Below are 23,091 nucleotides of genomic sequence, written 5' to 3'. Positions count from 1 at the left end.
TTATGAATAGGAAATCCGTCAACGCCACGCCAGAGATGCCGCCCCTCCGGGGAAAATCCATTTTGTCTCAAAGAATGCTTGGCGCGGCGTCGAACTTCTCCGGCGCCGCGTCGCGGGGTAAAAATCAATGCGCCGCCGCACCCGTGTTGCTGGGCAGGACCTTGCGGATGCGATTGCCCTCGACCCAGGCGAAGCCGGCGTCGGGATCGGCGCACTCGATTTCCTGCTCGATGATGAGCTTGTCGCAGAGCATCACGCAGATCGCCTCGATCGGCGCGGAGGTGTCATTTTCCTCGGTCATGCGGTCGATGGAGATTTCGCCCATCTCCTCGTCGTCGACGAGATGTATGATGAAGACTTCCTCATGCCCTGCGACGCCATGCGCATTCACGCGGAAGGTTTCGCCCTTGTACTGGAATTCCTGGATCATTTCCGTCCTGCCTAATTTTTAATCGTCGACAAATTTGCTCGTCTGCCGAGCAGCGCGGCGAAATTAGCCGGGGTTTCGGTGACGTCAAGGGCTGATTTGTCGCATAGCGAACAGTATTGTGAAGTAATTATAATCGAAACTGTCTTGGTAATTAGCGATATAATGTCAAATACGCAATGTATTATGAATTTATTTTGTAAGTAAAAATCATTTGATAAGGCGGCAGTTATTCATGTTTAACGCGATTGGTTCGGTGTCATTCCCGACGCTCGCAAAGCGAGCGATCGGGAATCCAGTGCAAAACCAGCGCCCTAGCGGCTCTGGTTTCCCGGTCGGGCTTTCAGCCCGCGGGGAATGACACGCCCCGCCGCGAGCTATTCACCGGAAACGGTACAAGATGACTTTGTATATTGCTGCGGCTTGTTTGGCGGCGGCAAGAGACTGGAGTGTGAAATAGTGATTGGCGACCAGAAAGATGGCTGGCTTTTTGAAACACGATTGTCAGTTTCTGCCGTCTAGGTCGTGTGGACAGACCTAATCCAAATCCGTTGTGTAACTTCTTTGCTGACAACGGCGGACCCCATCGCTAAGCTGGCTTTATGGCTGGAGGCGGCCAGCAGCCCGCGCCCCTAAGGGGGCATGGCGAATGCCTCCCGTTCAATCCTTCCTGACCGTTCAACCGTCGGGCGAAGGCGTTGGTAATGCGGGCGCTGACGAAGACTTCGCCGTGACGAAGGAAACGGACATGCGCGACTATCGCGATGCAAAGGCCATGGCAAAAGCCATGCGGGAAGCACTTGCCGAGCGTGGGGCGACGATCACTCACAGCGAGGCGCTGGAAATCATCGCCCGCCAGTTCGGGCTGTCGAACTGGAATGTCCTGTCGGCGAAATCGATGATGACGAGGCCGCGCGATCCGACGACGGGATTTCCCTCGAATAGGCGGTACCCATCGTCCGCATCTTAGATGTCGAGAAGGCGAACGAGTTCTATCTCGGATTTCTCGGTTTCACCGTCGATTGGGAACACTGCTACGGCGACAACTTCCCGCTCTACATGCAAATCTCGCGATCAGGGCTCAGGCTGCACCTATCGGAACATGCGGGAGATGCCACCCCCGGTGGCAACATGTGCGTCTACATGACGGGCATCCGCAACCTTCACAAAGAACTTCAGACCCAGGACTATCGCTACATGAAGCCTGGACTTCAGGATGAGGGCGACCGGATAGAACTACAGGTCATCGATCCCTTCAATAACCGCATTCGGTTCACGGAGCTCAAGCACCGACAAAGCATCGGTCTCGGGTGAATTGGGCCCCTCCCGCTGCATTGGCGATCCGCTTACGACAGTGACGCCATCCGCAAAGACCTCGAACGGCGCGGGGCCGACCGGTCATTCCAACCAAGTCGAACCGGAAGATCCAGAAGCCGGTCGACAAGGCCAAATACGCGTTGCGCAATCGCATCGAGCGCTTCTTCAACCGTCTCAAGCACTCCCGCTGCATCGCAACCCGATATGACAAGCTGGCTTCAAGCTTTCTCGGCTTCGTGCAACTCGCAACGATCCGCGAACGGATCAGGCTGGTCCACACTCCCTAGTCCTCTTCCCCGAACAACCCGAACAACCCGAACTGCCCAGCCGGCCGTGCCGGCTCCGCCAACCCCAAATGACGGAAGGCGTGCGGCGTGAGCAGCCTTCCGCGCGGCGTGCGTTGCAGGAATCCCTGCTGCAGCAGATAGGGTTCGATAATGTCCTCGATCGCGTCGCGCGGCTCCGACAGAGCGGCGGCGATCGTCTCGATGCCCACTGGGCCACCGCCGAAATTCAGCGCGACCATGTCGAGGTAACGACGGTCCATGATGTCGAGACCGATCGAGTCGACCTCGAGGAGGGAAAGCGAACGGTCGGCAAGTTCGCGCGTGATCGTGGCGGCGTCTTCGACAACCGCGAAGTCGCGCACGCGGCGCAGCAGGCGCCCGGCGATGCGCGGCGTGCCGCGCGAGCGGCGAGCGATCTCTCTTGCGCCCTCGTCGCTCATGCCGACGCCGATGACCCGCGCGCCGCGCTTGATGATCAGCTCCAATTCCGCCGCTGTATAGAAATTCAGCCGCACCGGAATGCCGAAACGGTCGCGCAGCGGCGTGGTCAACAGGCCGGCGCGGGTCGTGGCGCCCACGAGCGTGAATTTGGCGAGGTCGATCTTCACCGAGCGCGCCGCCGGCCCCTCGCCGATGATGAGGTCGAGCTGGAAATCCTCCATGGCGGGATAGAGGATTTCCTCCACCGCCGGATTGAGTCGGTGGATTTCGTCGATGAAGAGCACGTCGCGCGGCTCGAGATTGGTGAGCTGCGCCGCGAGATCGCCGGCCTTGGCGATGACGGGGCCGGAGGTCGAGCGGAAATTGACCCCCATCTCGCGCGCCACAATCTGCGCGAGCGTCGTTTTCCCGAGTCCGGGCGGGCCGACGAGCAGCACATGGTCGAGCGCGTCGCCGCGCGTCTTGGCGGCCTCGATGAAGATTTTGAGATTGGCGCGCGCCGCCTCCTGGCCGGTGAAATCGGCGAGCGTCAGCGGCCGCAAGCTGGAATCGGTGTCGTCGTCGCGCTGTTCGGGGGAGACTAAGCGCCGGGGAGGGGTGGTCAAGGATCGCTCCAATGCGCCGGCGCGCGCGCTATGCTATTCTTCGCCAAACGGAGCCGCGCCGTGAATCGCCCGACCTCGCTCTATGAGTATATGTCCCTCGACGATTTCGAGGAACTTTTGGCCGACAAGCCCGCCGATGAAAAGTGGGAGCTGATCGGCGGCCGGGTCGTGCGCATGATGGTGGGCGCGCGCTGGCAGCACAACCGCATCTGCCAGAACATCGCCACGGCGATGTTGAACGACTTTCGCCGCCGCGGCTCGGATTGCCGGCCCTTCCAGGAGACCTTCTGGCTCAAGGAACGGCTGCTCGATCTCGCCTGCTTCCCCGACGTCATGGTCCGATGCGGGCCCTTGCCGCCGGACGCGACCTCGGTCGACGATCCGGTCGTGCTTGTCGAGGTCGTCTCCAAAGGCTCGGCCCAGCGCGACCGCTGGGAGAAATGGGGCTTCTACCGGCGGCTGCCCTCGCTTCAGCATTATGTGCTGGTCGAGCGGGACTATTTCGCGGTCGACGTTTTCGACAGGGTCGAGGGCGGCTTCTTCGAGCGCCCCAGGCTCGCCGCCGCCTCGGAGATTTTGCGGCTGCCGGCGATCAGCTTCGACATAACGCTCGAGGAGGTTTACCGCGACGTTCTCGCCGCCTGAGCGCATTACATCCCCGCTCGCATTGTGCGCTGGCAAACGTGTTAGGAGAGCTGGCCTCGCTTGTCTGGACAGCTCCCCGCGGATTTTGAGTGGATCTCTGCCGGGGTTTGCCGAACGCGGGGCGTTTCGATTTTGTCGCGGCGGCGGGAGGGCCTAGGCCCGACCAGAGCTGCGACAAAATCGACGGCGATGGTCATGCGGCCATCGCCGTTTCCTTGATGCCGAAGTAGGCCTCGTCGGGCGTGCGCCCGTCAAGCGCCGTATGCGGGCGCCCCTCGTTGTAGAAGGCCAGATAGCGGCCGATCGAGGCGCGCGCCTCGGACATGCTGTCATAGGCCTTGAGATAGACCTCCTCGTATTTCACGCTGCGCCACAGCCGCTCGACGAAGACATTGTCCCGCCACGCGCCCTTGCCGTCCATGCTGATCGATATTTTCGCATCGAGCAGCACGCCGGTGAAGTCGAGACTGGTGAACTGGCTGCCTTGGTCCGTGTTGAAAATCTCTGGCTTGCCGTATTTCGCCAGGGCCTCCTTCAAGGCTTCGACGCAGAACTCCGCCTCCATAGTGATCGACACGCGATGCGACAGGACGCGCCGCGTGAAGACGTCGACGACCGCTGCGAGATAGACGAAGCCGCGCCGCATCGGGATGTAGCTGATGTCCGTCGCCCAGACCTGGTTCGGCCGTTCGATCTTCACCCCGCGCAGCAGATACGGGTACACCTTGTGTCCCGGCGCAGGCTTGCTCGTGTTCGGCCGCCGATAGAGCGCCTCGATCCCCATCCGCTTCATCAATGTCGCGACATGCCGGCGGCCCACGGCGACGCCCTCGCGCCGCAGAAGATCGCGCAGCATCCGCGCGCCCGCGAAGGGGTGTTCGAGATGCAGCGCGTCGAGACGGCGCATCAGCTCGAGGTCCTCGGCCGAAACCGGCCGCGGCCTGTAGTAGACGGAGCTGCGGGCGACGCCCAGCGCCTTCGCCTGCCGGGCGATCGAAAGATCGTGATCGCGGTCGATCATCTTTTTGCGCTCAGCAATCCCGCTTTTGTGAGCGCGCCGGACAAAAAATCGTTCTCCAACGTGAGTTCGCCGATCTTCGCGTGAAGACCCTTCAGGTCGACGGCGGCCTCTTTCGGCTCCGTCTTATCCTGCCCGAAAACGCCGGCCGCGCCTTCCAGCAACTGGCTTCGCCACGTCGTGATCTGGTTCGGGTGGACGTCAAACTGCTGCGCCAGCTCGGCCAGCGTCTTCTCGCCCTTGATCGCGGCCAAAGCCACTTTCGCCTTGAAGGCCGGAGAATGCGTCCGGCGGCTTCGCTTCGTCATCGAATGCTCCTGATTCGCAGCGAGAATCCTCGCCGCTGTCAGGCAGAAAATCCACTCAAGCTACTGTCCGAATTCGTGAGGCCGGCTCTAGGTGACTCAGTCCCGCTACCGTGCCTCTCGATGGTTCGTTGAGAACTTGGTTAGGGGGCAAATATGCGTTGCAATATCTCGCGCCTGTTTTTGGCGATCGGCGTCAGCTTGGCGGCCGTGGGACCGGCCCTGGCCGGGACGGGCGAGCTTTTGAGCGCCGACGCATCCGAGACGGTCGACGCCAATATCGAGCGCAACGGCGGCGCCTTGCTTGGGCCTTTCGTCACGACGTCGGCGAGATGCCGGAAGACGGCGGATTCCGCCGCCTGGATCATCGAGGCGCCCAGATATGGCAGGGCCGCTGTGGTCAAGAAGCGGGGTGAAATCGCCTATGGGGACGAACACCGCTACGCCTATTGCAACGACCGCCCGATCTCAGGGACCATGATCCGCTACCGTCCGGCGCGTGGCTTTGCGGGCGATGATACGTTCGTTTTCACGCTGCGTTTTTCGGATGGCGAGGTGCGGACGAAGCGGGTGAATGTGCACGTGGAGTAGGGCGGGCCCTCATCCGACCCCTGCTGACGCAGGGGCCACCTTCTCCCGTAAACGGGAGAAGGAGAAAAGCTGCAAGATCGTGGATCACTTACCTTTCAACGCGACCCCTTCTCCCGCAAGCGGGAGAAGGTGGCCCTCGCGTTAGCGAGGGTCGGATGAGGGCGCGTCCGCTCACGCCTTCGCCAGCTCCTTGAGCCCCTGACGGATCAGCGCCCCCGTCTCCGCGCCTTCGCCAAGCGCCTTTACGCTCGCGGCGACGGCGGCGGCGGCCTGGGGGCGGGCGTAGCCGAGATTGACCAGCGCCGAAATGGCGTCGCGCACGGCGGAGGGGGAGCTCGCGTCTTCATCGGCGCCGGCGAGCTTCGCCACTACAGGGTCGATAGAGGCGAAGGCCGGCGCCTTATCCTTCAGCTCCGCGACGATACGGGCGGCAAGCTTCGGCCCGACGCCAGAGGCGCGCGCCACCATGGCCTTGTCCTGCGTCGCTATGGCGGAGCCGAGCTCGGACACCGATAGGATTGAAAGAATCCCGAGCGCCACTTTCGAGCCGACGCCCTGAACCGTCTGCAACAGCTTGAACCATTCGCGTTCGGCCTCGGCCTCGAAGCCGAAGAGCCTGATCGCATCCTCGCGCACTTGCGTCTCGATCGAGAGCGCCGCCGCCTCGCCGGGACGCGGCAGCTTCTGCAGCGTGCGGCCCGAGCAATGCACGACATAGCCGACGCCATTCACATCGAGGATAACGTAATCTTCGCCATAGCTATCGATGAGGCCCTTGAGCTTGCCGATCATGACGGGCCGATCACAGTTTGCCGCAGCGCATGAAGACCGCGCTTTTGGCGCCGTCGGCCCAGAGGATTTGCAGGCCGGCGGCGTCGAGGACGAGGGTGAAGCTCTCCTTGCGCGGCTGGCCCGGCTCCTCGCCCAGACAAGAGCGGGCCGTCACCGCATAGACCGCGCGGCCGCCCTTGTTCTCCGTCTGGTCATAGGAGACGCCCTTGCAGCCGAGGGTCGGCAGAGTGACGGCGTCGTCCGTGAGGGTGACGAAATAGTCCTTGGCCTTGCAGGCCGCGCCGTCGAGCGCATAGCGACCGACCGGCGAGTCCTTTCCGGCCGAGGCGGCCAGGGCTGGGCAGGGCAAGACCTTACCCGAGAATACGGCGGCGAGCGCCGCGTAGAGGAGCGTATTTTTCATCCGATCGCTTTCCTTAGCGCGCGGGCGCCCCGGTGCTGGGCGTGGCATATCGCGACCGCCAGCGCATCGGCGGCGTCTGCGGAGGAGGCCTGGCTCGCCGGCAGCAGCACGCGCACCATCATCTGGACTTGCGCCTTTTCGGCGTGGCCGGCGCCGACGACGGTCTTTTTCACGAGATTGGCGGCATATTCGCCGATGACGAGCCCGGCGAGCGCCGGCGCCATTAGCGCCACCCCGCGCGCCTGTCCCAGCTTGAGCGTCGACTGCGGGTCGCGGTTGACGAAGGTTTCCTCCACCGCCGCTTCATCAGGCTCATAGTCGGCGATGACTCCCATCAGGCCCTCGTGGAGCTGGCGAAGCCGATGACCCATGTCGAGCGCAGCGTCCGATTTCACGCGCCCGCAAGCGACGAAGGAGAGCCGCGAACCTTGCGACTCGATCACGCCCCAGCCGGTGTTTCTGAGGCCGGGGTCGATGCCGAGAATGCGAATCGGAGGCGAAAGCATATGCGAGGGTAACCGAAACGCTCCCGTTGTGACGAGCGTGGTCTCGCAAGCCTGGGGAGAGCTTAGGTTTCTAAAAAGTGAATGTTCGTCGGAGATTCGCGATGCAAGCCTTGCCCTTTATCAAACAGTTGCGTTCCCGCCTCAAAATCGAGTTCGCCGCGGCTCCCGAATGTTTGGAGCTGGAAAGAACCGAGCGGATGCTCAGCATCTATGAGCAGATCGTCATTCAAAGAGGCTTGCAGAGGAAAGAGATCGGGCCGAAGGCGCTGAAAGCTTTCGAGCATTTGTTCGCGGTCGTCCACGACGCCTATCCGGAAGAGAAGGCCCCGCCGATTCGTCTGAGGGCCCCTGCCGCGGCTCCCGCGACCCGTGTTTCTGCAGCTCCCGTGGTCCGCGCTTCGGCCGCCGCGGCTCCAGCGACCCGCGCTTCAGGCGCCGCCGCCCCCGCGAGCCGCGCTCCCTCAGCCGCCGCTCCGGGCCCGGCCTCTGCGCCCTTCGCCAGATGGATCAAAGCGGCGGAGGTCGCCTAACCCCGCTAGGGCGGAGGCGTCGGCGGCGTTTTATTCCGTCTTCTCTTCCGCCTGCGCCACAGCATCGGCGACGGCGTCGAAAGCGAGCATGGTCGAGCCATGCCGCGCCTTATAGTCCCGCACGGGCTCCAGCAGAGCGAGATCGGCCCATTTGCCGGTCGGGGGCGGGCCATTTTCTTTCAGCATTTTCCGCAGGGCCTCGCGGGCCTCGCGCAATTCTTCCGGCGTCGCGCCGATGACATTGCGGGCCATGATCGAGGCGGAGGCCTGGCCGAGCGCGCAGGCTTTCAGCTCATGCGCATAATCGGTCACCTTGCCGTCTCGCAGCGTGAGATCGACGGTGATCGTCGAGCCGCAGAGCTTGGAATAGCCTCTGGCGGTGGCGTCCGGACTCGCAAGGCGGCCGAGCCGCGGGATGTTTCCGGCGAGTTCCAGAATGCGGGCGTTGTAGACCTTGTCGAGCATATGGGCGCGGGCTTCACGGGCGGGGCTTACCTTCGCTCCCGCTGCCCTCTATATAGAACCCCGAGGGCTCATGCGAAAGCATAAGTCCCGGCGTAACGCCGAGGCGCCGCAATTTTTGCATGGCTCAGGCGAAGTCTCGAATTCTCGCGGTTTCTCGGGTGAGGGGCGACGATTTGAGGTTAATTTCCCTTGCGTCTTGAGCGCAGGGGGAGAGCGTTGCGGGTTTTGCGACGCGATTGTCGAGGAGGCTCCACATGGACGACGTGGTTAAGACCTTTCTAGTTCGCCCCAGCTTTGAAGAAGACCGCAACAGTAAAGTGACCGATTCCACCTCCTCGACCAAGAACCGCGCCGCCGCGCCGCAATCCGAGCAGATCGCGCTCGAACGCCCCAGCCGCGAGGAGGCCGAGGCCGCCGTGCGGACCCTGTTGCGCTGGGCTGGCGACAATCCCGACCGTGAAGGTCTGCGCGAAACGCCGCGCCGCGTCGTCAAGGCCTATGAGGAGTTCTTCCGGGGCTACGCCGAGAGCCCGGATGAGGTGCTCTCCCGCGTCTTCGAGGAAGTGGAGGGCTATAACGACCTCGTGCTGGTGCGCGACATTCCCTTCACCTCGCATTGCGAGCATCATGTAGTGCCCTTCATCGGCAAGGCGCATATCGCTTATTATCCGACGGGCGGCGTCGTGGGACTTTCCAAGCTTGCTCGTCTCGTCGACGTCTTCGCCAAGCGCCTGCAGACGCAGGAGGCCATGACCGCGCAGATTGCCGAGGCCATCGAGACGCATCTCGATCCGCGCGGCGTCGCCGTGCTGGTTGAGGCCGAACATATGTGCATGTCGATGCGCGGCGTGCTGAAGCAGGGCTCCTCCACCGTCACTGTTCAGTTCTCCGGGGTCTTCCAGGACGATCCCGCGCAGCAGGCGCATTTCTACACGCTGCTGCGCGGCGCGCGCTGATGACCGACGATAAAGCAGCGCTGGAGGAGGGGAGCGCATTCGCCCCCCGCTTCGACGCGAACGGCCTCATCGTCTGCGTGACGGTCGAGGCGGCGACGCGCGAGATCCTCATGGTCGCTTATATGAACCAGCTCGCGCTCGATAAGACGATCGAGACAGGTGTCGCGCATTACTGGTCGCGCTCGCGCAATGCGCTTTGGCGCAAGGGCGACACGTCGGGGCAGGTGCAGCGCGTGGTCTCGCTGTCCGTTGACTGCGATCAGGACGCCATTCAGTTGATGGTCGAGGCGGGCGGCGACGGCAAGGCCTGCCACACGGGCCGCAAATCGTGCTTCTATCGCAGTCTGTCGAGCGAGGGCGGCGCGCGCCGGCTGATTTTCACGGAGTGAGGCGGTGGGAAAGCGGCTTTTCATCTTTGCGATGGCGCTGCCGCTTTTATCCGGCGTCGCGCAAGGCGATGAGTTGCGAAGCGCGCGCGAGGCCGTCGATCGCGCCTTGAAAACGGACGAGGGCGGCGGGCTGGTCGCGCGTCAGTCCGCCTGTCCCCAATCGGTCGACGACGCTTCTGAATACATCACCCGGGTGGAGCTTGCGCCTGTCGGCGACTCTACCGACATCACATTGATCGACAGCGCCATGTGCGGGGGCGGAAACAGACACGGCCAATATCTCGTTGTCACGCGCCGCGGCAAAAGCAATCTCGTTAGGGACACGGAAATTGGCGACATGAGCTTCCTCGGGGAGATCATGCGTGTCGACGGGAACAAGGTCGTCCTGTCCGGCAACCGGTGGCTTCCCGACGATCCGCATTGCTGCCCCTCCCGGCGGGCTGTGCTGGAATATGACGTCGAGACCGGCAAGCACAGCCTCAAGCTCACGTCGAGAAAGCTCGGGAAATGACGGTCCTCGAGCCGTCGACGTCGATCCCCGCCGTTGCATTCGCTTGGGTCAATTGACCAGCGCGAAATATCCCGGCTCCGATGGGGAACGTGGCGAAGAGGCCAGCGTCGGGAGCTTTGCATCCGCAATTTTCGTCACCATCACGGTCGCCTTCGGCGCATCTATCAGCGATGCGACGCTCGTGCTCCTCGCCTTGCTGATGTCCAACGCCGCGCATGATCAGTGGACGATGCATCATGTGCTCTCGGCGGTGGTGATCGCGCTCGCCAACAATGTGGACAATCTTGGCGCAAGACTCGCCTATAGCGTTCAAGGGACGAAGGTCAGCGGCGCCGTCAACGCCTGGATTTCGGTTATCACGCTCATCATCTCGGCGGCGGCGGCCTATTTCGGCCGCTCGATCATTACGCTGGTTGGAGACAAAGTCGCATCGATCATCGCAATGGGGATGTTGAGCGCGCTTGGCTTGTGGATGATTCTTCATGCGCGCCTGCAAAGCTGGCACGAGCGAATTCACGAGGAAAAGACCGCGACGAAGCACGCCGCAATTTTGGTGAAGCCGCATCACGCGGACATCGACGATTCCAAGCACATCGACTTCTTCGAAGGCACAGTGCTGGGCTTCGCTTTGTCGATCAACAATATCGGCGGCGGCCTGACCGCAGGCGTGCTGGGCGTCGACCCGCTGCTGGTGGGCGTTTTGTCTGCGGCGGTCAGCTTTACGGCTCTTTTCGCTGGAAACTACGTCGCCGATTACTTTATTCAAAAGCGCATATCCGACAAAGCCGCGACGATCGGCGGCCTCGCCTTGATTCTGATCGGGGTGAAACAGTTGTTTTGAAGCGTGAGTGCGTCTGGCCGGGAAAGGAAGCGAGTTGGAAGAGATCTTTCCATCAGAGTCGGAGATGATCATGGTCCCGGCGCCCGAGGGCGGCGTGAAACGCGGCGAGCTTGTCATCATCGGCAAGCTTTGCGGCGTCGCGACGGATGCGGCGGAGCCGGGGCAGGAAGTCGAAATCCTCGTCGAGGGGTGCTTCGACTTTCCGAAGGACGGCGGAGCCATCGCTCTGGGGGCCGCCGTCTATTGGGATGCGATCGCCAGGAAGGCGACGCCCTTGGCGCAAGGCGGCCCGCGCGTCGGGGTCGCAATCGGCGCCGCGCCTCCCGAGGCCGAGATCGTGCGCGTGCGTCTCGACGGGTTTATTGCTTAGGGGCCAGACGACATTTTAGGCGACGCGCCGCCTCGTGAAAGGCGGCTTCCGCCCGCCCGCAGCAAATATGCCTGGTGGCGCGGCTGAAGGTTAACCTTCTGGCCATTTTCCAGGCGCAGCCTCGCTCCCATATAGAAAATCAAAGTCTTGATCGCGAGACGACTGAGCGGGAAACTACGATGCTATCGTTGCTACGACGCACGGATACCGTCACCAGCGAAGCGCAGGACGCGATGAGCGCAGGAGACTCCAATACCGGGGCGACGACGCCCGCCGTCATCGACGACCTCGAGCAATCGCGCGCCCGGCGGCGGGGTCAGCCGCTGATCGGCCTCGCTTTGGGCGCCGGCGCGGCGCGGGGCTGGTCGCATATCGGCGTGCTGCGGGAGCTCGCGGAGCAGGGCATTCACCCGGACATCATCGCCGGCACCTCGATCGGCGCCGTTGTCGGCGGCTGCTACGCGGCCGGCAGGCTCGACGCGATCGAGACTTTCGCACGGTCGCTGACGCGGCGGCGCGTCTTCACGCTGATGGATCTCTCTTTCTCTGGCGCCAGCTTGATCACCGGCGAAAGGCTCAAGGCGGCGCTGGAGCAGGAGCTCGATAGTTTCACCATCGAGGAGCTCCCCATTCCCTTCGCCGCCGTGGCGACCGAGGTCGGCACGGGCCATGAGGTCTGGCTCCAGCAGGGGGCGCTCGCTCATGCGATTCGCGCTTCCTACGCGCTTCCGGGCATATTTGAGCCGGTGCGCGTCGGGGATCGCTGGCTTTTCGACGGCGCTTTGGTCAATCCGGTGCCGGTGACGGTGTGCCGCGCGCTCGGCGCGGAATTCGTGATTGCGGTCAATGTGACGGCCGACACGATGTATCGCGCCCGCGTCATCCACGATTCCGCGTCGGCGAAAAAGGCGGCGGAGGAGGGGCCCTTCGGCGAGAAGTCCGACTTCTCCTTTGTCGACCGCATTTTGCCGCGTTATTTCGATCGCCAGCGCGGCGATGCGCCCAATGTCGCGACGGCGATGATCGACGCCTTCAATATCATCCAGGACCGCATTCTACGCTCTCGCCTCGCGGGCGACCCGCCGGACGCGACCATCACGGCGCGGATGGAAGACATCGGCATGTTCGATTTCCACAAGGCGGATCAGCTCATCAATGTCGGCCGCTCCGCCGCCAAGCGCGCGCTGCCCAATATTTTCGCGCATATCCCGATCCCCGGCGCGACCGCCTGAGGCGTCGCGCGCTTCCGTCTGAACAGCTCGCATCGGGCGCGTGTCATTCCCGGCGGGCTGAAAGCCGCGACAAATTCGCTGGTTTTGCCCAGAGCTTGTCATTGCGCGCGAAGCGAAGCAATCCAGGGCGGCGATGCGGCCCTGGATTGCTTCGTCGGCTCCGCCTCCTCACAATGACGGCGGTGATTGCCCGTGTGCGGCAATGGCGCCGAACCAATCGAGTGGCTTTCAGCCCGCCGGGAATCCAGTTGCTTCAACGAAGACACTAAACCGCGGTCACGCCTGCGCGATATATTCGCGCATGGAGCGGTGCTCCTCCTCGATCACCCGGATACGGTATTTCACCACGTCGCCGATCGAGACGAGGCCGCTCAGGAGGCCTTCACGCAGCACCGGCAGGTGACGCCGGCGCTCCAGCGTCATGGTCTGCATGGTGGAGTCGACCGTGTCATTCTCGAGCGCCGTCACCGGATTGGACTGCATATGGCGCTCGACGGGCGCCTCCAGCGCCTCGGCGCCGAAGGTTGCGATCGCCGAGACGAGATCGCGTTCCGAAATGAGACCGATCACCGCGCCGGCGCCGTCGACGATGACCAGCGCGCCGATGCCGTGGCGCATCAGCTCCTGCGCGACCTCCCGCATCGTCAGACTGGGAGGGGAGGTGACGACGTGGCGGCCTTTTTCAGAAAGTATCGTGGCGACGGTCATAGGCTTCTCCTCCTCGGCGCAACCCTTCCCGCGCGCGCTAGCGGCGGCGGCCTGAGAGGGCGCAGATGAGGCGTGGAGGGAAATCCTACCCGCCTCTTCGAGGCCTCGCTCCGAAGCGCCGCGCCCAATGATCGAAGGCTCCGAAGGTCAACAGCCCGAACAGGAAGCCCCCCATGTGCGCTTCCCACGCGATGGGTTCGGAGGACCCCGCCGCCTGTGGGAAGGCGCCAAGCAGGGCGTTGGCTGCGAACCAGACGATGAGAAAAACCATCGCCTGTCTGTTACTCGCCAGCCGCCTCAATGATGCGGTTCGCGCTTCTCTCCCGTCGCCATCCTCTCCCAGCCGCGCGCCGGGGGCGAAAGCGAAACGCACGACTGCCGCCATGGTTCCAGAAATCGCGGCTGAGGCGCCGACGACAGGCGCAGCGTCCATAGAATGCAGCGCGAAATGCGTCGCCGCGCCGGCCACCGCGCAGGCGGCGAAGAACGACAGAAAGAGCGCCGCCCCGAACCGCCGGGCCACCGGCGCGCCGAAGGCCGCGAGCGTCAGGGCGTTGATGAGAAGGTGAGTCCAGCCGCCGTGGAGAAAAGCGTAGGAGAGCGGGGTGATATAAACCGTCGGCCCCCCGCTCAACGCCGCCACGATCTGTTCCCGAACAACGGGATCGAGCGCTTCGCCCTGACCCAGCGCAGCGAGCACGGATTTGGGCGCCAGAAGGAAGCTCAACCGCAGAGGGATGAAGGCGAAGGCCTCGTAGAGAGAATAGACGACGTCTCTCGGCGCGACGGCCGCGACAAATTCGATCGCCGCCATCGTCCCCAGAAGCGCGGTAATCACGCCTGGCAGATTGATCATCCGGTTGCTGGGGATCGCCAAATCATCCTCGCATCTGCTCGACTTGATCGGAATCAAGAGATCCACGTCCTATCATAAGACGCGCGAAGAGCCCTATTTGAGGCGTGCAGAGGGAAGGGAAGGCGGGCGAGAGCGGCCCGGTTTGGCGAGAGGGGGGACGCCGGAGCATGCATCCCCCCTCGTGCCGTCTTTTCGCTTGGGGTATTTCCAAAAACAAATCAAATTTCAGTGTCTTACGCCCGGATTGCCTCGGGAGCGGAGCATCTCCCGATCAGTCCTCGGCATGGGGATAAGGTGCCACAGCCTTCGCAGGGCGACAAGGAAAGGATTGAGAAAAGGTTAACGGCGCTGGTCGGTGGCACAGGGGCTGCTCTTGGGTGGCGTGGACGGGCGAAGACGACGGCGCCCGTTTCAAAACGACACAGAAATCCGGATTCGGGGCGGCGCGGCATGAGACATCAGGTCAGCAAGGATTTATTCGCCTATTGGCGCGAACTCAAAGGCGCGCGTTCGGCGCCCGACCGGTCGGACATCGACCCGGGCAAGATCCGCCATATTCTGGCTGACACCTTCATCATAGAAGTCGATGCGGACCGCGCCTTTCCGTTGCGTCTCTCGGGCACGCGGGTCAACGCCCTCTGGCTTCGAGAACAGAAGGGCGGCTCCTTTCTCGATCTATGGAGCGCCGACGACCGCCAAAGCATATCTGCGGCGCTTACCACGGTGATCGACGGCGTGGCGCCCGTGGTGGCGGGCGTGAAGACGCGGGCGGAGAACGACGCGCGCCTTGAGCTCGAGCTGCTCCTGCTGCCGCTGCGATACTTCGGGAAAACGCATGCGCGCGTGCTCGGCGCGCTTTCCCCGGTCTATCAGCCCGACTGGCTCGGTTACCTTTCGGCGGGCCCGCTCGAATTGATCTCCATGCGCGTGATCGGCGCGCCGTCTGTCCGCTCGGGCGTCCCATTTCGCAGATCCGAGCCGATGGAAAACGCGCGCCCGCGCCTCGTGGTTTACGATGGCGTGAACCGCGATGTTGATATTCGATTTTAATCGATCGTAAGCAATCCTTAATTGACGCGGCAGTAAGTCTGTGGTGACTTAATGCGGAAGCACGCGCAGACATGGCCGCAATTCAACCCGAACTCAATTATCTTTATGATTTGCGGGAGAACCGGCGCTTTCAGCGGGTTCCCGTCACTTTGTTCGGCCGCTACATGCTCGAATCCCGGCGCGAATATCCGTGCCAGACCGTCGAGATGTCGCCCGGCGACATGACCTTGTTCGCGCCCGTCAAGGCGGAGATCGGTGAGAAGGTCGTGGTCTATCTCGATGAGATCGGCCGTTTTGCCGGCGTCGGGACGCGGCAAACCAACTCCGGTTTCGTCCTGACGATGAACCTGCCGCCGATGAAGCGGGACAAGCTCGCGGACCAATTGACTTGGTTCGCTAATCGTCATGCGATCAGTCTTCTGGAAGACCGCCGCCACGACCGCATTGTGCCGCTGATGCCGCGCACGCTGCTGCGCCTGCCGGACGGTCAGGAAATCATCGCCAAGATCAAGGATATCTCGCTCTCGGGCGTCGGCATCGAAACCGAGTCGCGCCCGCCGCTCGGCACGAGCGTCATTATCGGCTCGACGCCTGCGAAAATCGTGCGGCATTTCGAGGGGGGCATCGGCGCCGAGTTCGACAAGCCTTTCAATCCCGGCGACATCGACGAAGCGACGCGCCTTTAGGCTTAACGCTAACCGCCGCCGATTCCCTCGACGATCCGGCCCGTTCCGTCACAGCGCGCACAGATCTCGTCCAACTGCGCGCCGGTCTCTGGGTCGGTCTTTTTTCCGCTGCCGTGGCATTCGGGGCAGACGTCTTCGCCGGTCCCAGGGGCGCCGGGCGCCGGATCATCTTCAGGGGTGCGCTGTCGGGAGGGAGGCTTGGGCTGCATGGCGGGCGCCATTGTTGTTGTCGCCCACCATAGATAGCGCGCTCTGCGGTTTCCCACGAGATCAGCTTGATTGGTCCGATGTCATTCCCGACGCTCGCAAGCGAGCGATCGGGAATCCAGAGCAAAACCAGCGCTTTTGCGGCTCTGGATTCCCGGTCGGGCTTTCAGCCCGCCGGGAATGACACGCTCCAAAGCGAGCTGTTCAAACGGAAATGGGATCAAGCGTTTGCGGGCGCGAAGCCGCGCTGCCGCAACAGCGCCTCGACGGTCGGCATTCTGCCGCGGAACCCAACATAGGCGTCCGCGGCGTCCTGGCGCCCGCCGGCCGCATAAATGAACGTCCGGAGCCGATCCGCGACGTCGGGAGCGAAGAGATCGCCCGTCTCTTTGAAAGCGGCGAAAGCGTCGGCGTCGAGCACCTCGGCCCAGAGATAGCTGTAATAGCCCGCCGAATAGCCATCCCCCGAAAACACGTGGCTGAAATGGGGGAGGCGATGGCGCATGACGATCTCTTCCGGCATCGAGATGCTGTCGAGACTCTGCCGCTCGAATGCGCTCGCGTCGAAGTCGGGCGACGCGCCGCTTTCGTGAATATGGAGATCGACATAGGCCGAGGCGCAAAACTCCACCGCGGCGAATCCTTGGTTGAAGTGGCGCGCGTCGGCGATGCGCTGAAGCAGATCGTCGGGGATGGGAGCGCCCGTCTCGGCATGCAGGGCGAATTGCTTCAAAATCTCCGGCTCCATCAGCCAATGCTCGTAGAGCTGCGACGGCAGCTCGACGAAATCGCGCGCGACACTGGTTCCGGAGATGAGCGGAAAAGTGACGTCCGACAACATGCCATGCAGCGCGTGGCCGAATTCATGGAAGAGCGTGCGGGCGTCGTCGAGACTGAGCAGCGTCGCCGCCCCATCCGCGCCTTTGGTGAAATTCATCACATTGACGATGATCGGCCTGACCTCGCCATCGAGCTTATGCTGCGAGCGGAAATCCGACATCCAGGCGCCGCTGCGCTTCGAGGGCCGCGCGAAATAGTCGGCGAGGAAGAGCGCGACATGCTTGCCGTCCCGGTCCAGCACCTCGAAGGCGCGCACGTCGGGATGATAGAGCCTCAAATCCTTCTGCTCGACGAAGCGAAGGCCGAAGAGCCGCTCGGCGACATGAAAGGCCGCCGCCGTCATTTTCTCGAGCTGGAAATAGGGACGCAGGGCCGCCTGATCGAGATCGTAGCGCTCCTTCTTCACGCGCTCGGCGTAGTAGCGCCAGTCGTGACCCCCGACGGCGAAAGTCGCGCCCTCCTGATCCGCGAGCGCCTGGAGCTGCGCGCGCTCCTCGGCGGCGCGCCCAAGCGCGGGCGTCCAGAGATTATCCAGAAGTTCGCGCACGGCGCGCGGCGTCTTCGCCATTGTGTCGTCGAGCTTGAAATCCGCGAAGCTCTCGAAGCCCATGAGCTTGGCGCGCTGGGCGCGCAATTCAACGATCTCTTTGATGAGCTGCCGGTTGTCGGTCTCGCCGCCATTCTCGCCCCGGCTTGCCCAGGCGCGAAAGACTGTCTCGCGCAGATCGCGGCGTGTGGACGTTTGCAGGAAGGTCTCGGCGCTGGAGCGCGCCAGTGTCACGGCATATTTGCCGGGCGCGCCGCGATCCGCGGCGATCTGCGCCGCCGCCGCGCGGAAATCCGCCGAGAGGCCGTCGAGATCGCTTTCGTCCAGGAGCAGCAGCCAGGAGGATTCATCCGCGAGCACATTTTGCGAGAAGCGCGTGGAGAGCTCCGCGAGCCGCTCCATGATCGACTTGAGCCGCGCCTTGTCTTCGTCGTTCAGCCTGGCGCCGGCGCGCACGAAGTTCTTATAGGTCAGCTCCAAAACGCGGCGCTGCTCCGGCGTGAGGTCGAGCGAGTCCCGATTTTCATGAAGCGCCTCGACGCGCCGGAAGAGCGCGGCGTTCATGGAAATCTCGCTACTGTGCCTCGACAGAGCGCTCGCCATGTCACGCTCGATCTCCTGCAGCTTCGGGTCCGTGTCGGTCGAAGCGAGGTTCCAGAAAACCGAGCCGACGTCGGTCAGCAGCGCGCCGGCCCGTTCGAGGGCCTCGATCGTATTCGCGAAATCGGGCTCCGACGGGTTGTTCGCGATCTCGTCTATTTCGGCGCGATGGCGCGCCAGCGCCGTCTCGAACGCCGGCCGGAAATGCGCGCTGTCAATTTGATCGAAGGGCGGCAGGCGGTAAGGGGTCGCCCAGGGAGTCAGGAGTGGGTTCGACATCAGCTTCCTCATGCGGAGCGGCGCTCCGTCGCTGCCCGGCAGCATAACGTCTTTGCGTGCGCGACTGGACAAAAATCCTGACCATCCCCCTCACGCCGCCACGCCGTCGCCGGGACGATGAAGTCCCTTGTGGCGCGCGTTCAATATTTACGTGGCACGTACATGCTCTCGGCGATCGGCTCGCGAATATAATCGGGGTTGTGGACGCGTGGGGGAAGCTCCGCGAGCGGGCGCTGGACTTCCTCATAGGGAAATTGGCTGAGGAGATGCGCGATGCAGTTCAGCCGCGCGCGCTTCTTGTCGTCGGCCTCGACGACCCACCAGGGCGCCTCGGCGATATGCGTGCGCTCCAGCATGGACTCCTTGGCCTTCGTATAGGCCTCCCAGCGCACGCGGGACTGGAGATCCATCGGGCTGAGCTTCCATTGTTTCAGCGGATCGTGGATGCGCATCTGAAAGCGAAAATGCTGTTCACTGTCGGAGATCGAGAACCAATATTTGATCAGCGTTATCCCCGAACGCACGAGCATGCGCTCGAAATCTGCGACGCTGCGGAAAAACTCCTCGACCTCGTCCTCCGTGCAAAATCCCATGACGCGTTCGACGCCGGCGCGATTGTACCAGGAGCGGTCGAATAGAACGAGCTCGCCGCCGGCCGGCAGATGCGGCGCGTAACGCTGGAAATACCATTGGGACTTCTCGCGCTCGCTCGGCGCCGGCAGAGCCACGACGCGGCAGACGCGGGGGTTGAGCCGCTGCGTGACGCGCTTGATGACGCCGCCTTTCCCTGCCGCATCGCGCCCCTCGAAGATCACGACCGCCTTTTTCTTGTTCGTCGCGATCCAGTCCTGCAGCTTCACCAACTCACGCTGGAGGCGGAACAGCTCCTTGAAATAGAGGGTCCGATCGAGGCCCGAAATTTCCGGTTGCTCGGCGGCGTTGTCGAGAAGCTTCGCAAGTCGCTGGTCGTCGATTTCCTCCTCAAGCTCCTCGTCGAAACTGTCCAGCAATTCGGCGCGGATGCGTTCTTCGTGGGCGAGGAGGTCGAGCGTCTCATTCTTCATGAAGGTCAGGTCTCCGGGAAGCCGGAACGCGGGCCAGGTTTTCTGCCGGCCAGGGAAGCGTCGCAGCCAAGACTGATTTCTTCGGAGTCTAAACTGCCAAGTTTGCAGCCGTGCGACGACAGTGGGTCGAAAAGGGCATTCCCGAAATGACGAAAATAGGGGGGCGCGGAAGCTGGACCGCGCGCCTTCAGGCGCGCTCGACATGCGGGCCTGAAGGGCCTCTCCACCAAATACTCAGAACTCATCCTGAGGAGCGAGCGAAGCTCGCGTCTCGAAGGACGAGGTCGCATCGGGGGGGCAACAAACTGTGCGGGCCTGAAGGCCCGCGGTCCGAGTCGCTTACTTGCACTCCTGGGCCACGCGCGCCAGCGCGTCGGAGAGGCCCTTGAGCGTATAGGTGTCGACGGTAGAGGTGCCCTTCGCCGAAGAGGCCTTCACCACGAGCTTGGCGCCGCCGCGCAGCGCGCCGACGAATTCCTTCTCCTTGGCCTGATCCTTCACCCAGGCGTTGGTGCCCTTGGTGATCAGCTCCCAGTCGTCGCCGTCGATCGCGGCGTTCGCGGCGGAGCCGTCTTTGGTGGCGTAGCCGAGGTTGATCGCCACCTCGTTGCGCACGCCTTCGCCGGGCCGCGACGAGATGAAAATATAGGCCGAGGTGTCCTTCAGCTTCGTCTTGGGCTCGCGGAGCTTGGGCTGGCCGAGCGCATAGCAGGTTTTGTCCTTGCCGCCCTGCGCCAGATAGGCGCCCCAATCGCCGAAGGTCGCGAGCTGCTCGGGCTTGCCGGCGCCGGCGTTTTTGTCGGCCTTATCGGTCTTGCCCTTCTTCTTGCCCTTCTTGTCGGTGGATTCCTCGGGAGTCGCCGCCTCGTCCGCGGGCTTCTCCTTGGCGTCCTTTTTGGACGCGTCTTTCGCGGCCGCCGGCTTCTCCTTGGCGAGAGCCGGGGCGGGGGCGGTCATATAGGCCGCCGAGAGCGCAAGGGCGAGCGACAGGCCGAGCCGGAGCGCGCGCCTGGCGAAGGGAGACGGGAGCGACGATTCGTTCAGCATCGCGTAAAGTCTACTTTCCGCTCATAGCGCGAACAAGACGGTTGCAGCGTTCAGCCCTCCTTTTTGGCGGCCATCAGATAGTTCACGTCGGTGTCGTGGCTCTTGCGCCAGCTACGCGTGAAGGGCTGGAACGTCATGCCGGCGCGGTCGATCTCCCGCAGGCCGGCGCGGCGCACCCAGGCCGAAAGCTCGTCGGGGCGGATGAATTTGTCGTGGTCATGCGTGCCCTTGGGCACCCAGCCCAGCACATATTCGGCGCCCAGGATCGCGAAGACATAGCTCTTCATCGTGCGGTCGATGGTGGCCAAAAACAAAAGGCCGCCGGGCTTGACCAGGCTGGAGAGCTTTTTGATGAACTCGCTCGGCCCCTCGACATGCTCGATGACTTCGAGCGCCGCGACCGCGTCGAACTGCTCGCCCGTCTCGGCGAGCGTCTCGGCGGTGATGTTCCGGTAGTCGATGGTGAGGCCCATCTTCTCGGCGTGGCGGCTCGCCACCGCGATATTATTGGGGGCGGGGTCGATCCCCGTCACCTGCGCGCCCAGCTCCGCGAGCGATTCGCTCAAAATGCCGCCGCCGCAGCCGATGTCGGCGATGCGCACGCCCGCGAGGGGGTGTTCTGGCGATTCGTTCAGCGCGCTTTGGTCGTTCAGCAGAAAACGGCGGATGTGGTCGCGGATATAGGTGACGCGGATGGGATTGATGTCGTGCAGGATGCCCATCTTGCCCTGCTTGTCCCACCAAAGATCGCCAAGGCGGTTGAAGCGCGCGACATCCTCGGGATTGACGCTGGCGGAGTGGGGGGCGGCGTGTTCGGACAAGGGGACCTCGCAAATGGTCATACAGTTTCTCGTCGCGGCCCATGCTTCGAGACGCGCCCTATGGGCGCTCCTCAGCATGAGGACGTGGACGACCCGAGAAAAGGGCTCCTCATCCTGAGGAGCCGCCGCAGGCGGCGTCTCGAAGGACGAGGAGACCTTTTCTCGGCTGCCCCTGATGTGGGGCGGCCCGCCCGGCGTTGACAGGGCGGCAGGCGCCGTCACATATACGCGCGCTTTTTGCGGGACGCGAGCGTCTCGCACGGCGGGAGGCGGTTGGCAGTCCGCCGTTTCTGCCGGCCGCCCGTTTCCCGCTGCCTAAACCGATATTCCCTGATGTCACGCCTGGTCATGAAATTCGGCGGCACCTCGGTCGCCAATGTCGAGCGCATCCGCAATGTCGCGCGCCATGTGAAGCGCGAGGTGGACGCCGGCCGCGAGGTCGCCGTGGTCGTCTCCGCCATGTCCGGCAAGACCAATGAGCTCGTCGCCTGGTGCAAGGAGGCGGCGCCGCTCTACGATCAGCGCGAATATGATGCTGTCGTCGCCTCCGGCGAGCAGGTCACCGCCGGCCTTTTGGCCATCGCGCTGCAGGAGATCGGCGTTCCGGCGCGCTCTTGGCTCGGCTGGCAGGCGCCGATCTACACCAGCGACACCCATGGCTCCGCCCGCATCGAATCGATCGAGGGCGCCGGGATCATCGAAGGCTTCAAACGCGGCGAGGTCGCCGTCGTCGCCGGTTTCCAGGGCGTCCACAAGGACAGCGGCCGCATCACCACGCTCGGCCGCGGCGGCTCGGATACGAGCGCGGTGGCGATCGCGGCGGCGATCCACGCTGACCGCTGCGACATCTACACCGACGTCGACGGCGTCTATACGACCGACCCGCGCGTCGTGCCCAAGGCGCGCCGCATGGACCGCGTCGCTTTCGAAGAAATGCTGGAGATGGCGTCGCTCGGCGCCAAGGTTTTGCAGGTCCGCTCGGTCGAAGTGGCCATGGTGCACGGGGTGCGGACTTATGTGCGCTCCTCCTTCGACGATCCGGCGAATCCGGGCGAGGGGACGCTCATCTGTAACGAGGAGGACATTGTGGAAGCCCAGGTCGTCACAGGCATCGCCTTCTCGCGCGACGAGGCGCAGATCACGCTGCGCAATGTCGCCGACAAGCCGGGCGTCGCCGCCGCGGTCTTCATGCCGCTCTCCGAGGCCGGCATCAATGTCGACATGATCGTCCAGGTCGTCTCCGAGAAGGGCACGACCGACATGACCTTCACGGTCGGCTCGGCGGACTACGAACGCGCCTTTGCGATCCTCGATAAGATCAAGGCCGAGATCGGCTTCGCCAGCATGGCCGGCGAAAAGGACGTCGCGAAAATCTCCGCCATCGGCATCGGCATGAGAAGCCACGCCGGCGTCGCGGCGCGCGCCTTCCGCGCGCTGGCCGAAAAGGGCGTAAACATCCGCGCGATCACGACCTCGGAAATCAAATTCTCGGTGCTGATCGACGAAGCCTACACCGAGCTTGCCGTGCGCACGCTGCATTCGCTCTACGGGTTGGACGCCGCCTGAGGCGGCGGATTAACCAGCCGAATGCCGGGCGTGAGCCCATCCCTCCCCTTTACGGGGAGGGTGGCCCCGCGTAGCGGGGTCGGGTGGGGTAAAGCCCCACCACGATCGTTGCTGCGCGAACCCCACCCGGCGGTCTTCGACCGCCGACCCCCGTAAAGGGGAGGTATAGGGCTCAACGACACCAGGTCG

Annotated in this window: 25 protein-coding genes and 1 pseudogene; 12 read left to right on the top strand and 14 right to left on the bottom strand. The window is 63.3% G+C overall.

What is annotated here, in order from left to right:
• Positions 1 to 124: 124 nt before the first annotated feature.
• Positions 125 to 430: a hypothetical protein gene (locus QMG84_RS10860; protein ID WP_281927853.1), complete on the bottom strand. Its 306-nt coding sequence runs from the start codon at positions 428 to 430 to the stop codon at positions 125 to 127.
• A gap of 745 nt (positions 431 to 1,175) precedes the next feature.
• Between QMG84_RS10860 and QMG84_RS10855 the strand changes: the two are divergent.
• Positions 1,176 to 1,741: pseudogene (locus tag QMG84_RS10855) on the top strand (glyoxalase superfamily protein).
• 286 nt (positions 1,742 to 2,027) lie between these two features.
• Here QMG84_RS10855 and ruvB read toward each other — a convergent pair.
• The gene (gene ruvB / locus QMG84_RS10850; RefSeq protein ID WP_281927851.1) at positions 2,028 to 3,077 is read right to left on the bottom strand and encodes a Holliday junction branch migration DNA helicase RuvB; all 1,050 of its coding nucleotides are present in this window, start codon (positions 3,075 to 3,077) and stop codon (positions 2,028 to 2,030) included.
• Between the two features lie 60 nt (positions 3,078 to 3,137).
• Here ruvB and QMG84_RS10845 point away from each other — a divergent pair, with 60 nt between their 5' ends.
• Positions 3,138 to 3,722, top strand: coding sequence for a Uma2 family endonuclease (locus QMG84_RS10845; RefSeq protein ID WP_281927850.1), 585 nt, complete (start codon positions 3,138 to 3,140; stop codon positions 3,720 to 3,722).
• 193 nt (positions 3,723 to 3,915) lie between these two features.
• Here QMG84_RS10845 and QMG84_RS10840 read toward each other — a convergent pair.
• Positions 3,916 to 5,048 (bottom strand): IS3 family transposase gene (locus QMG84_RS10840; RefSeq protein ID WP_281927849.1). Its coding sequence is split into 2 segments (ribosomal slippage): positions 3,916 to 4,793 and positions 4,793 to 5,048, totalling 1,134 coding nucleotides; the frame shifts between segments, so codons are not numbered across the junction.
• Between the two features lie 153 nt (positions 5,049 to 5,201).
• Between QMG84_RS10840 and QMG84_RS10835 the strand changes: the two genes are divergently transcribed.
• On the top strand, positions 5,202 to 5,636 hold the full coding sequence (locus QMG84_RS10835; protein WP_281927847.1) for a hypothetical protein: 435 nt from the start codon (positions 5,202 to 5,204) through the stop codon (positions 5,634 to 5,636).
• Positions 5,637 to 5,807: 171 nt separating this feature from the next.
• On the opposite strand, the gene ruvA is transcribed toward QMG84_RS10835, so the two are convergent.
• From ruvA to QMG84_RS10810, 5 genes are all read right to left on the bottom strand, one after another.
• The gene (ruvA, locus tag QMG84_RS10830; RefSeq protein ID WP_281927845.1) at positions 5,808 to 6,428 is read right to left on the bottom strand and encodes a Holliday junction branch migration protein RuvA; all 621 of its coding nucleotides are present in this window, start codon (positions 6,426 to 6,428) and stop codon (positions 5,808 to 5,810) included.
• A gap of 10 nt (positions 6,429 to 6,438) precedes the next feature.
• Positions 6,439 to 6,831 carry a hypothetical protein gene (locus QMG84_RS10825; protein ID WP_281927844.1) on the bottom strand — a complete coding sequence of 131 codons (393 nt, stop codon included), beginning with the start codon at positions 6,829 to 6,831 and terminating at the stop codon, positions 6,439 to 6,441.
• Positions 6,828 to 7,337: a crossover junction endodeoxyribonuclease RuvC gene (gene ruvC, locus QMG84_RS10820; RefSeq protein ID WP_281927842.1), complete on the bottom strand. Its 510-nt coding sequence runs from the start codon at positions 7,335 to 7,337 to the stop codon at positions 6,828 to 6,830. The genes QMG84_RS10825 and ruvC overlap by 4 nt, the downstream gene beginning before the upstream one ends.
• 62 nt (positions 7,338 to 7,399) lie before the next feature.
• Positions 7,400 to 7,639, bottom strand: coding sequence for a hypothetical protein (locus QMG84_RS10815; protein ID WP_281927840.1), 240 nt, complete (start codon positions 7,637 to 7,639; stop codon positions 7,400 to 7,402).
• Between the two features lie 258 nt (positions 7,640 to 7,897).
• Entirely contained in the window at positions 7,898 to 8,332 is a 435-nt protein-coding gene (locus QMG84_RS10810; protein ID WP_281927838.1) for an iron-sulfur cluster assembly scaffold protein, read from the bottom strand.
• A gap of 254 nt (positions 8,333 to 8,586) precedes the next feature.
• On the opposite strand from QMG84_RS10810, the gene folE reads away from it, so the two are divergent.
• The 6 genes from folE to QMG84_RS10780 all read left to right on the top strand — a co-directional run bounded on the left by folE (position 8,587) and on the right by QMG84_RS10780 (position 12,631).
• The gene (gene folE / locus QMG84_RS10805; RefSeq protein WP_281927837.1) at positions 8,587 to 9,288 is read left to right on the top strand and encodes a GTP cyclohydrolase I FolE; all 702 of its coding nucleotides are present in this window, start codon (positions 8,587 to 8,589) and stop codon (positions 9,286 to 9,288) included.
• Positions 9,288 to 9,677 (top strand): phosphoribosyl-AMP cyclohydrolase, encoded by a 390-nt coding sequence (hisI, locus tag QMG84_RS10800; protein ID WP_281927835.1) that lies wholly within the window; start codon positions 9,288 to 9,290, stop codon positions 9,675 to 9,677. The genes folE and hisI overlap by 1 nt, the downstream gene beginning before the upstream one ends.
• A 4-nt stretch (positions 9,678 to 9,681) precedes the next feature.
• A complete protein-coding gene (locus QMG84_RS10795; protein ID WP_281927834.1) occupies positions 9,682 to 10,188 on the top strand; it encodes a hypothetical protein in 507 nt (168 codons plus the stop codon).
• A gap of 52 nt (positions 10,189 to 10,240) precedes the next feature.
• Positions 10,241 to 11,029, top strand: a complete 789-nt coding sequence (locus QMG84_RS10790; RefSeq protein ID WP_281927832.1) for a manganese efflux pump — start codon at positions 10,241 to 10,243, stop codon at positions 11,027 to 11,029.
• Positions 11,030 to 11,099: 70 nt separating this feature from the next.
• Complete coding sequence (locus tag QMG84_RS10785; RefSeq protein ID WP_281927830.1) at positions 11,100 to 11,399, top strand: DUF2190 family protein; 300 nt, start codon at positions 11,100 to 11,102, stop codon at positions 11,397 to 11,399.
• Between the two features lie 179 nt (positions 11,400 to 11,578).
• A complete protein-coding gene (locus QMG84_RS10780) occupies positions 11,579 to 12,631 on the top strand; it encodes a patatin family protein (protein ID WP_434085946.1) in 1,053 nt (350 codons plus the stop codon).
• Between the two features lie 276 nt (positions 12,632 to 12,907).
• On the opposite strand, the gene QMG84_RS10775 is transcribed toward QMG84_RS10780, so the two are convergent.
• Positions 12,908 to 13,339 (bottom strand): CBS domain-containing protein, encoded by a 432-nt coding sequence (locus QMG84_RS10775; RefSeq protein WP_202071868.1) that lies wholly within the window; start codon positions 13,337 to 13,339, stop codon positions 12,908 to 12,910.
• An 85-nt stretch (positions 13,340 to 13,424) separates the two neighbouring features.
• The gene (locus tag QMG84_RS10770) at positions 13,425 to 14,261 is read right to left on the bottom strand and encodes a rhomboid family intramembrane serine protease (RefSeq protein ID WP_281927828.1); all 837 of its coding nucleotides are present in this window, start codon (positions 14,259 to 14,261) and stop codon (positions 13,425 to 13,427) included.
• 384 nt (positions 14,262 to 14,645) lie between these two features.
• Between QMG84_RS10770 and QMG84_RS10765 the strand changes: the two genes are divergently transcribed.
• Together QMG84_RS10765 and QMG84_RS10760 are read left to right on the top strand one after the other, a co-directional pair.
• Positions 14,646 to 15,245 (top strand): PAS domain-containing protein, encoded by a 600-nt coding sequence (locus tag QMG84_RS10765; protein ID WP_281927826.1) that lies wholly within the window; start codon positions 14,646 to 14,648, stop codon positions 15,243 to 15,245.
• A gap of 71 nt (positions 15,246 to 15,316) precedes the next feature.
• On the top strand, positions 15,317 to 15,931 hold the full coding sequence (locus QMG84_RS10760) for a PilZ domain-containing protein (RefSeq protein ID WP_202071866.1): 615 nt from the start codon (positions 15,317 to 15,319) through the stop codon (positions 15,929 to 15,931).
• 427 nt (positions 15,932 to 16,358) lie between these two features.
• Here QMG84_RS10760 and QMG84_RS10755 read toward each other — a convergent pair whose 3' ends face one another.
• The 4 genes from QMG84_RS10755 to ubiG all read right to left on the bottom strand — a co-directional run bounded on the left by QMG84_RS10755 (position 16,359) and on the right by ubiG (position 21,357).
• Entirely contained in the window at positions 16,359 to 18,404 is a 2,046-nt protein-coding gene (locus tag QMG84_RS10755; RefSeq protein ID WP_281927823.1) for a M3 family metallopeptidase, read from the bottom strand.
• A gap of 140 nt (positions 18,405 to 18,544) precedes the next feature.
• Positions 18,545 to 19,468: a polyphosphate kinase 2 gene (ppk2, locus tag QMG84_RS10750; RefSeq protein WP_281927821.1), complete on the bottom strand. Its 924-nt coding sequence runs from the start codon at positions 19,466 to 19,468 to the stop codon at positions 18,545 to 18,547.
• Between the two features lie 339 nt (positions 19,469 to 19,807).
• Positions 19,808 to 20,515 (bottom strand): invasion associated locus B family protein, encoded by a 708-nt coding sequence (locus QMG84_RS10745; RefSeq protein ID WP_281927820.1) that lies wholly within the window; start codon positions 20,513 to 20,515, stop codon positions 19,808 to 19,810.
• 50 nt (positions 20,516 to 20,565) lie between these two features.
• Positions 20,566 to 21,357, bottom strand: a complete 792-nt coding sequence (ubiG, locus tag QMG84_RS10740) for a bifunctional 2-polyprenyl-6-hydroxyphenol methylase/3-demethylubiquinol 3-O-methyltransferase UbiG (protein ID WP_281927818.1) — start codon at positions 21,355 to 21,357, stop codon at positions 20,566 to 20,568.
• Between the two features lie 312 nt (positions 21,358 to 21,669).
• Between ubiG and QMG84_RS10735 the strand changes: the two genes are divergently transcribed.
• Positions 21,670 to 22,902 (top strand): aspartate kinase, encoded by a 1,233-nt coding sequence (locus QMG84_RS10735; protein ID WP_281927816.1) that lies wholly within the window; start codon positions 21,670 to 21,672, stop codon positions 22,900 to 22,902.
• The last annotated feature ends 189 nt before the right edge of the window (positions 22,903 to 23,091 follow it).

The organism is Methylocystis iwaonis (assembly GCF_027925385.1).
Taxonomy (GTDB): domain Bacteria; phylum Pseudomonadota; class Alphaproteobacteria; order Rhizobiales; family Beijerinckiaceae; genus Methylocystis; species Methylocystis iwaonis.
Note: the sequence above shows the minus strand (reverse complement) of the source record. Positions and strands in the feature narration are given on the sequence as shown.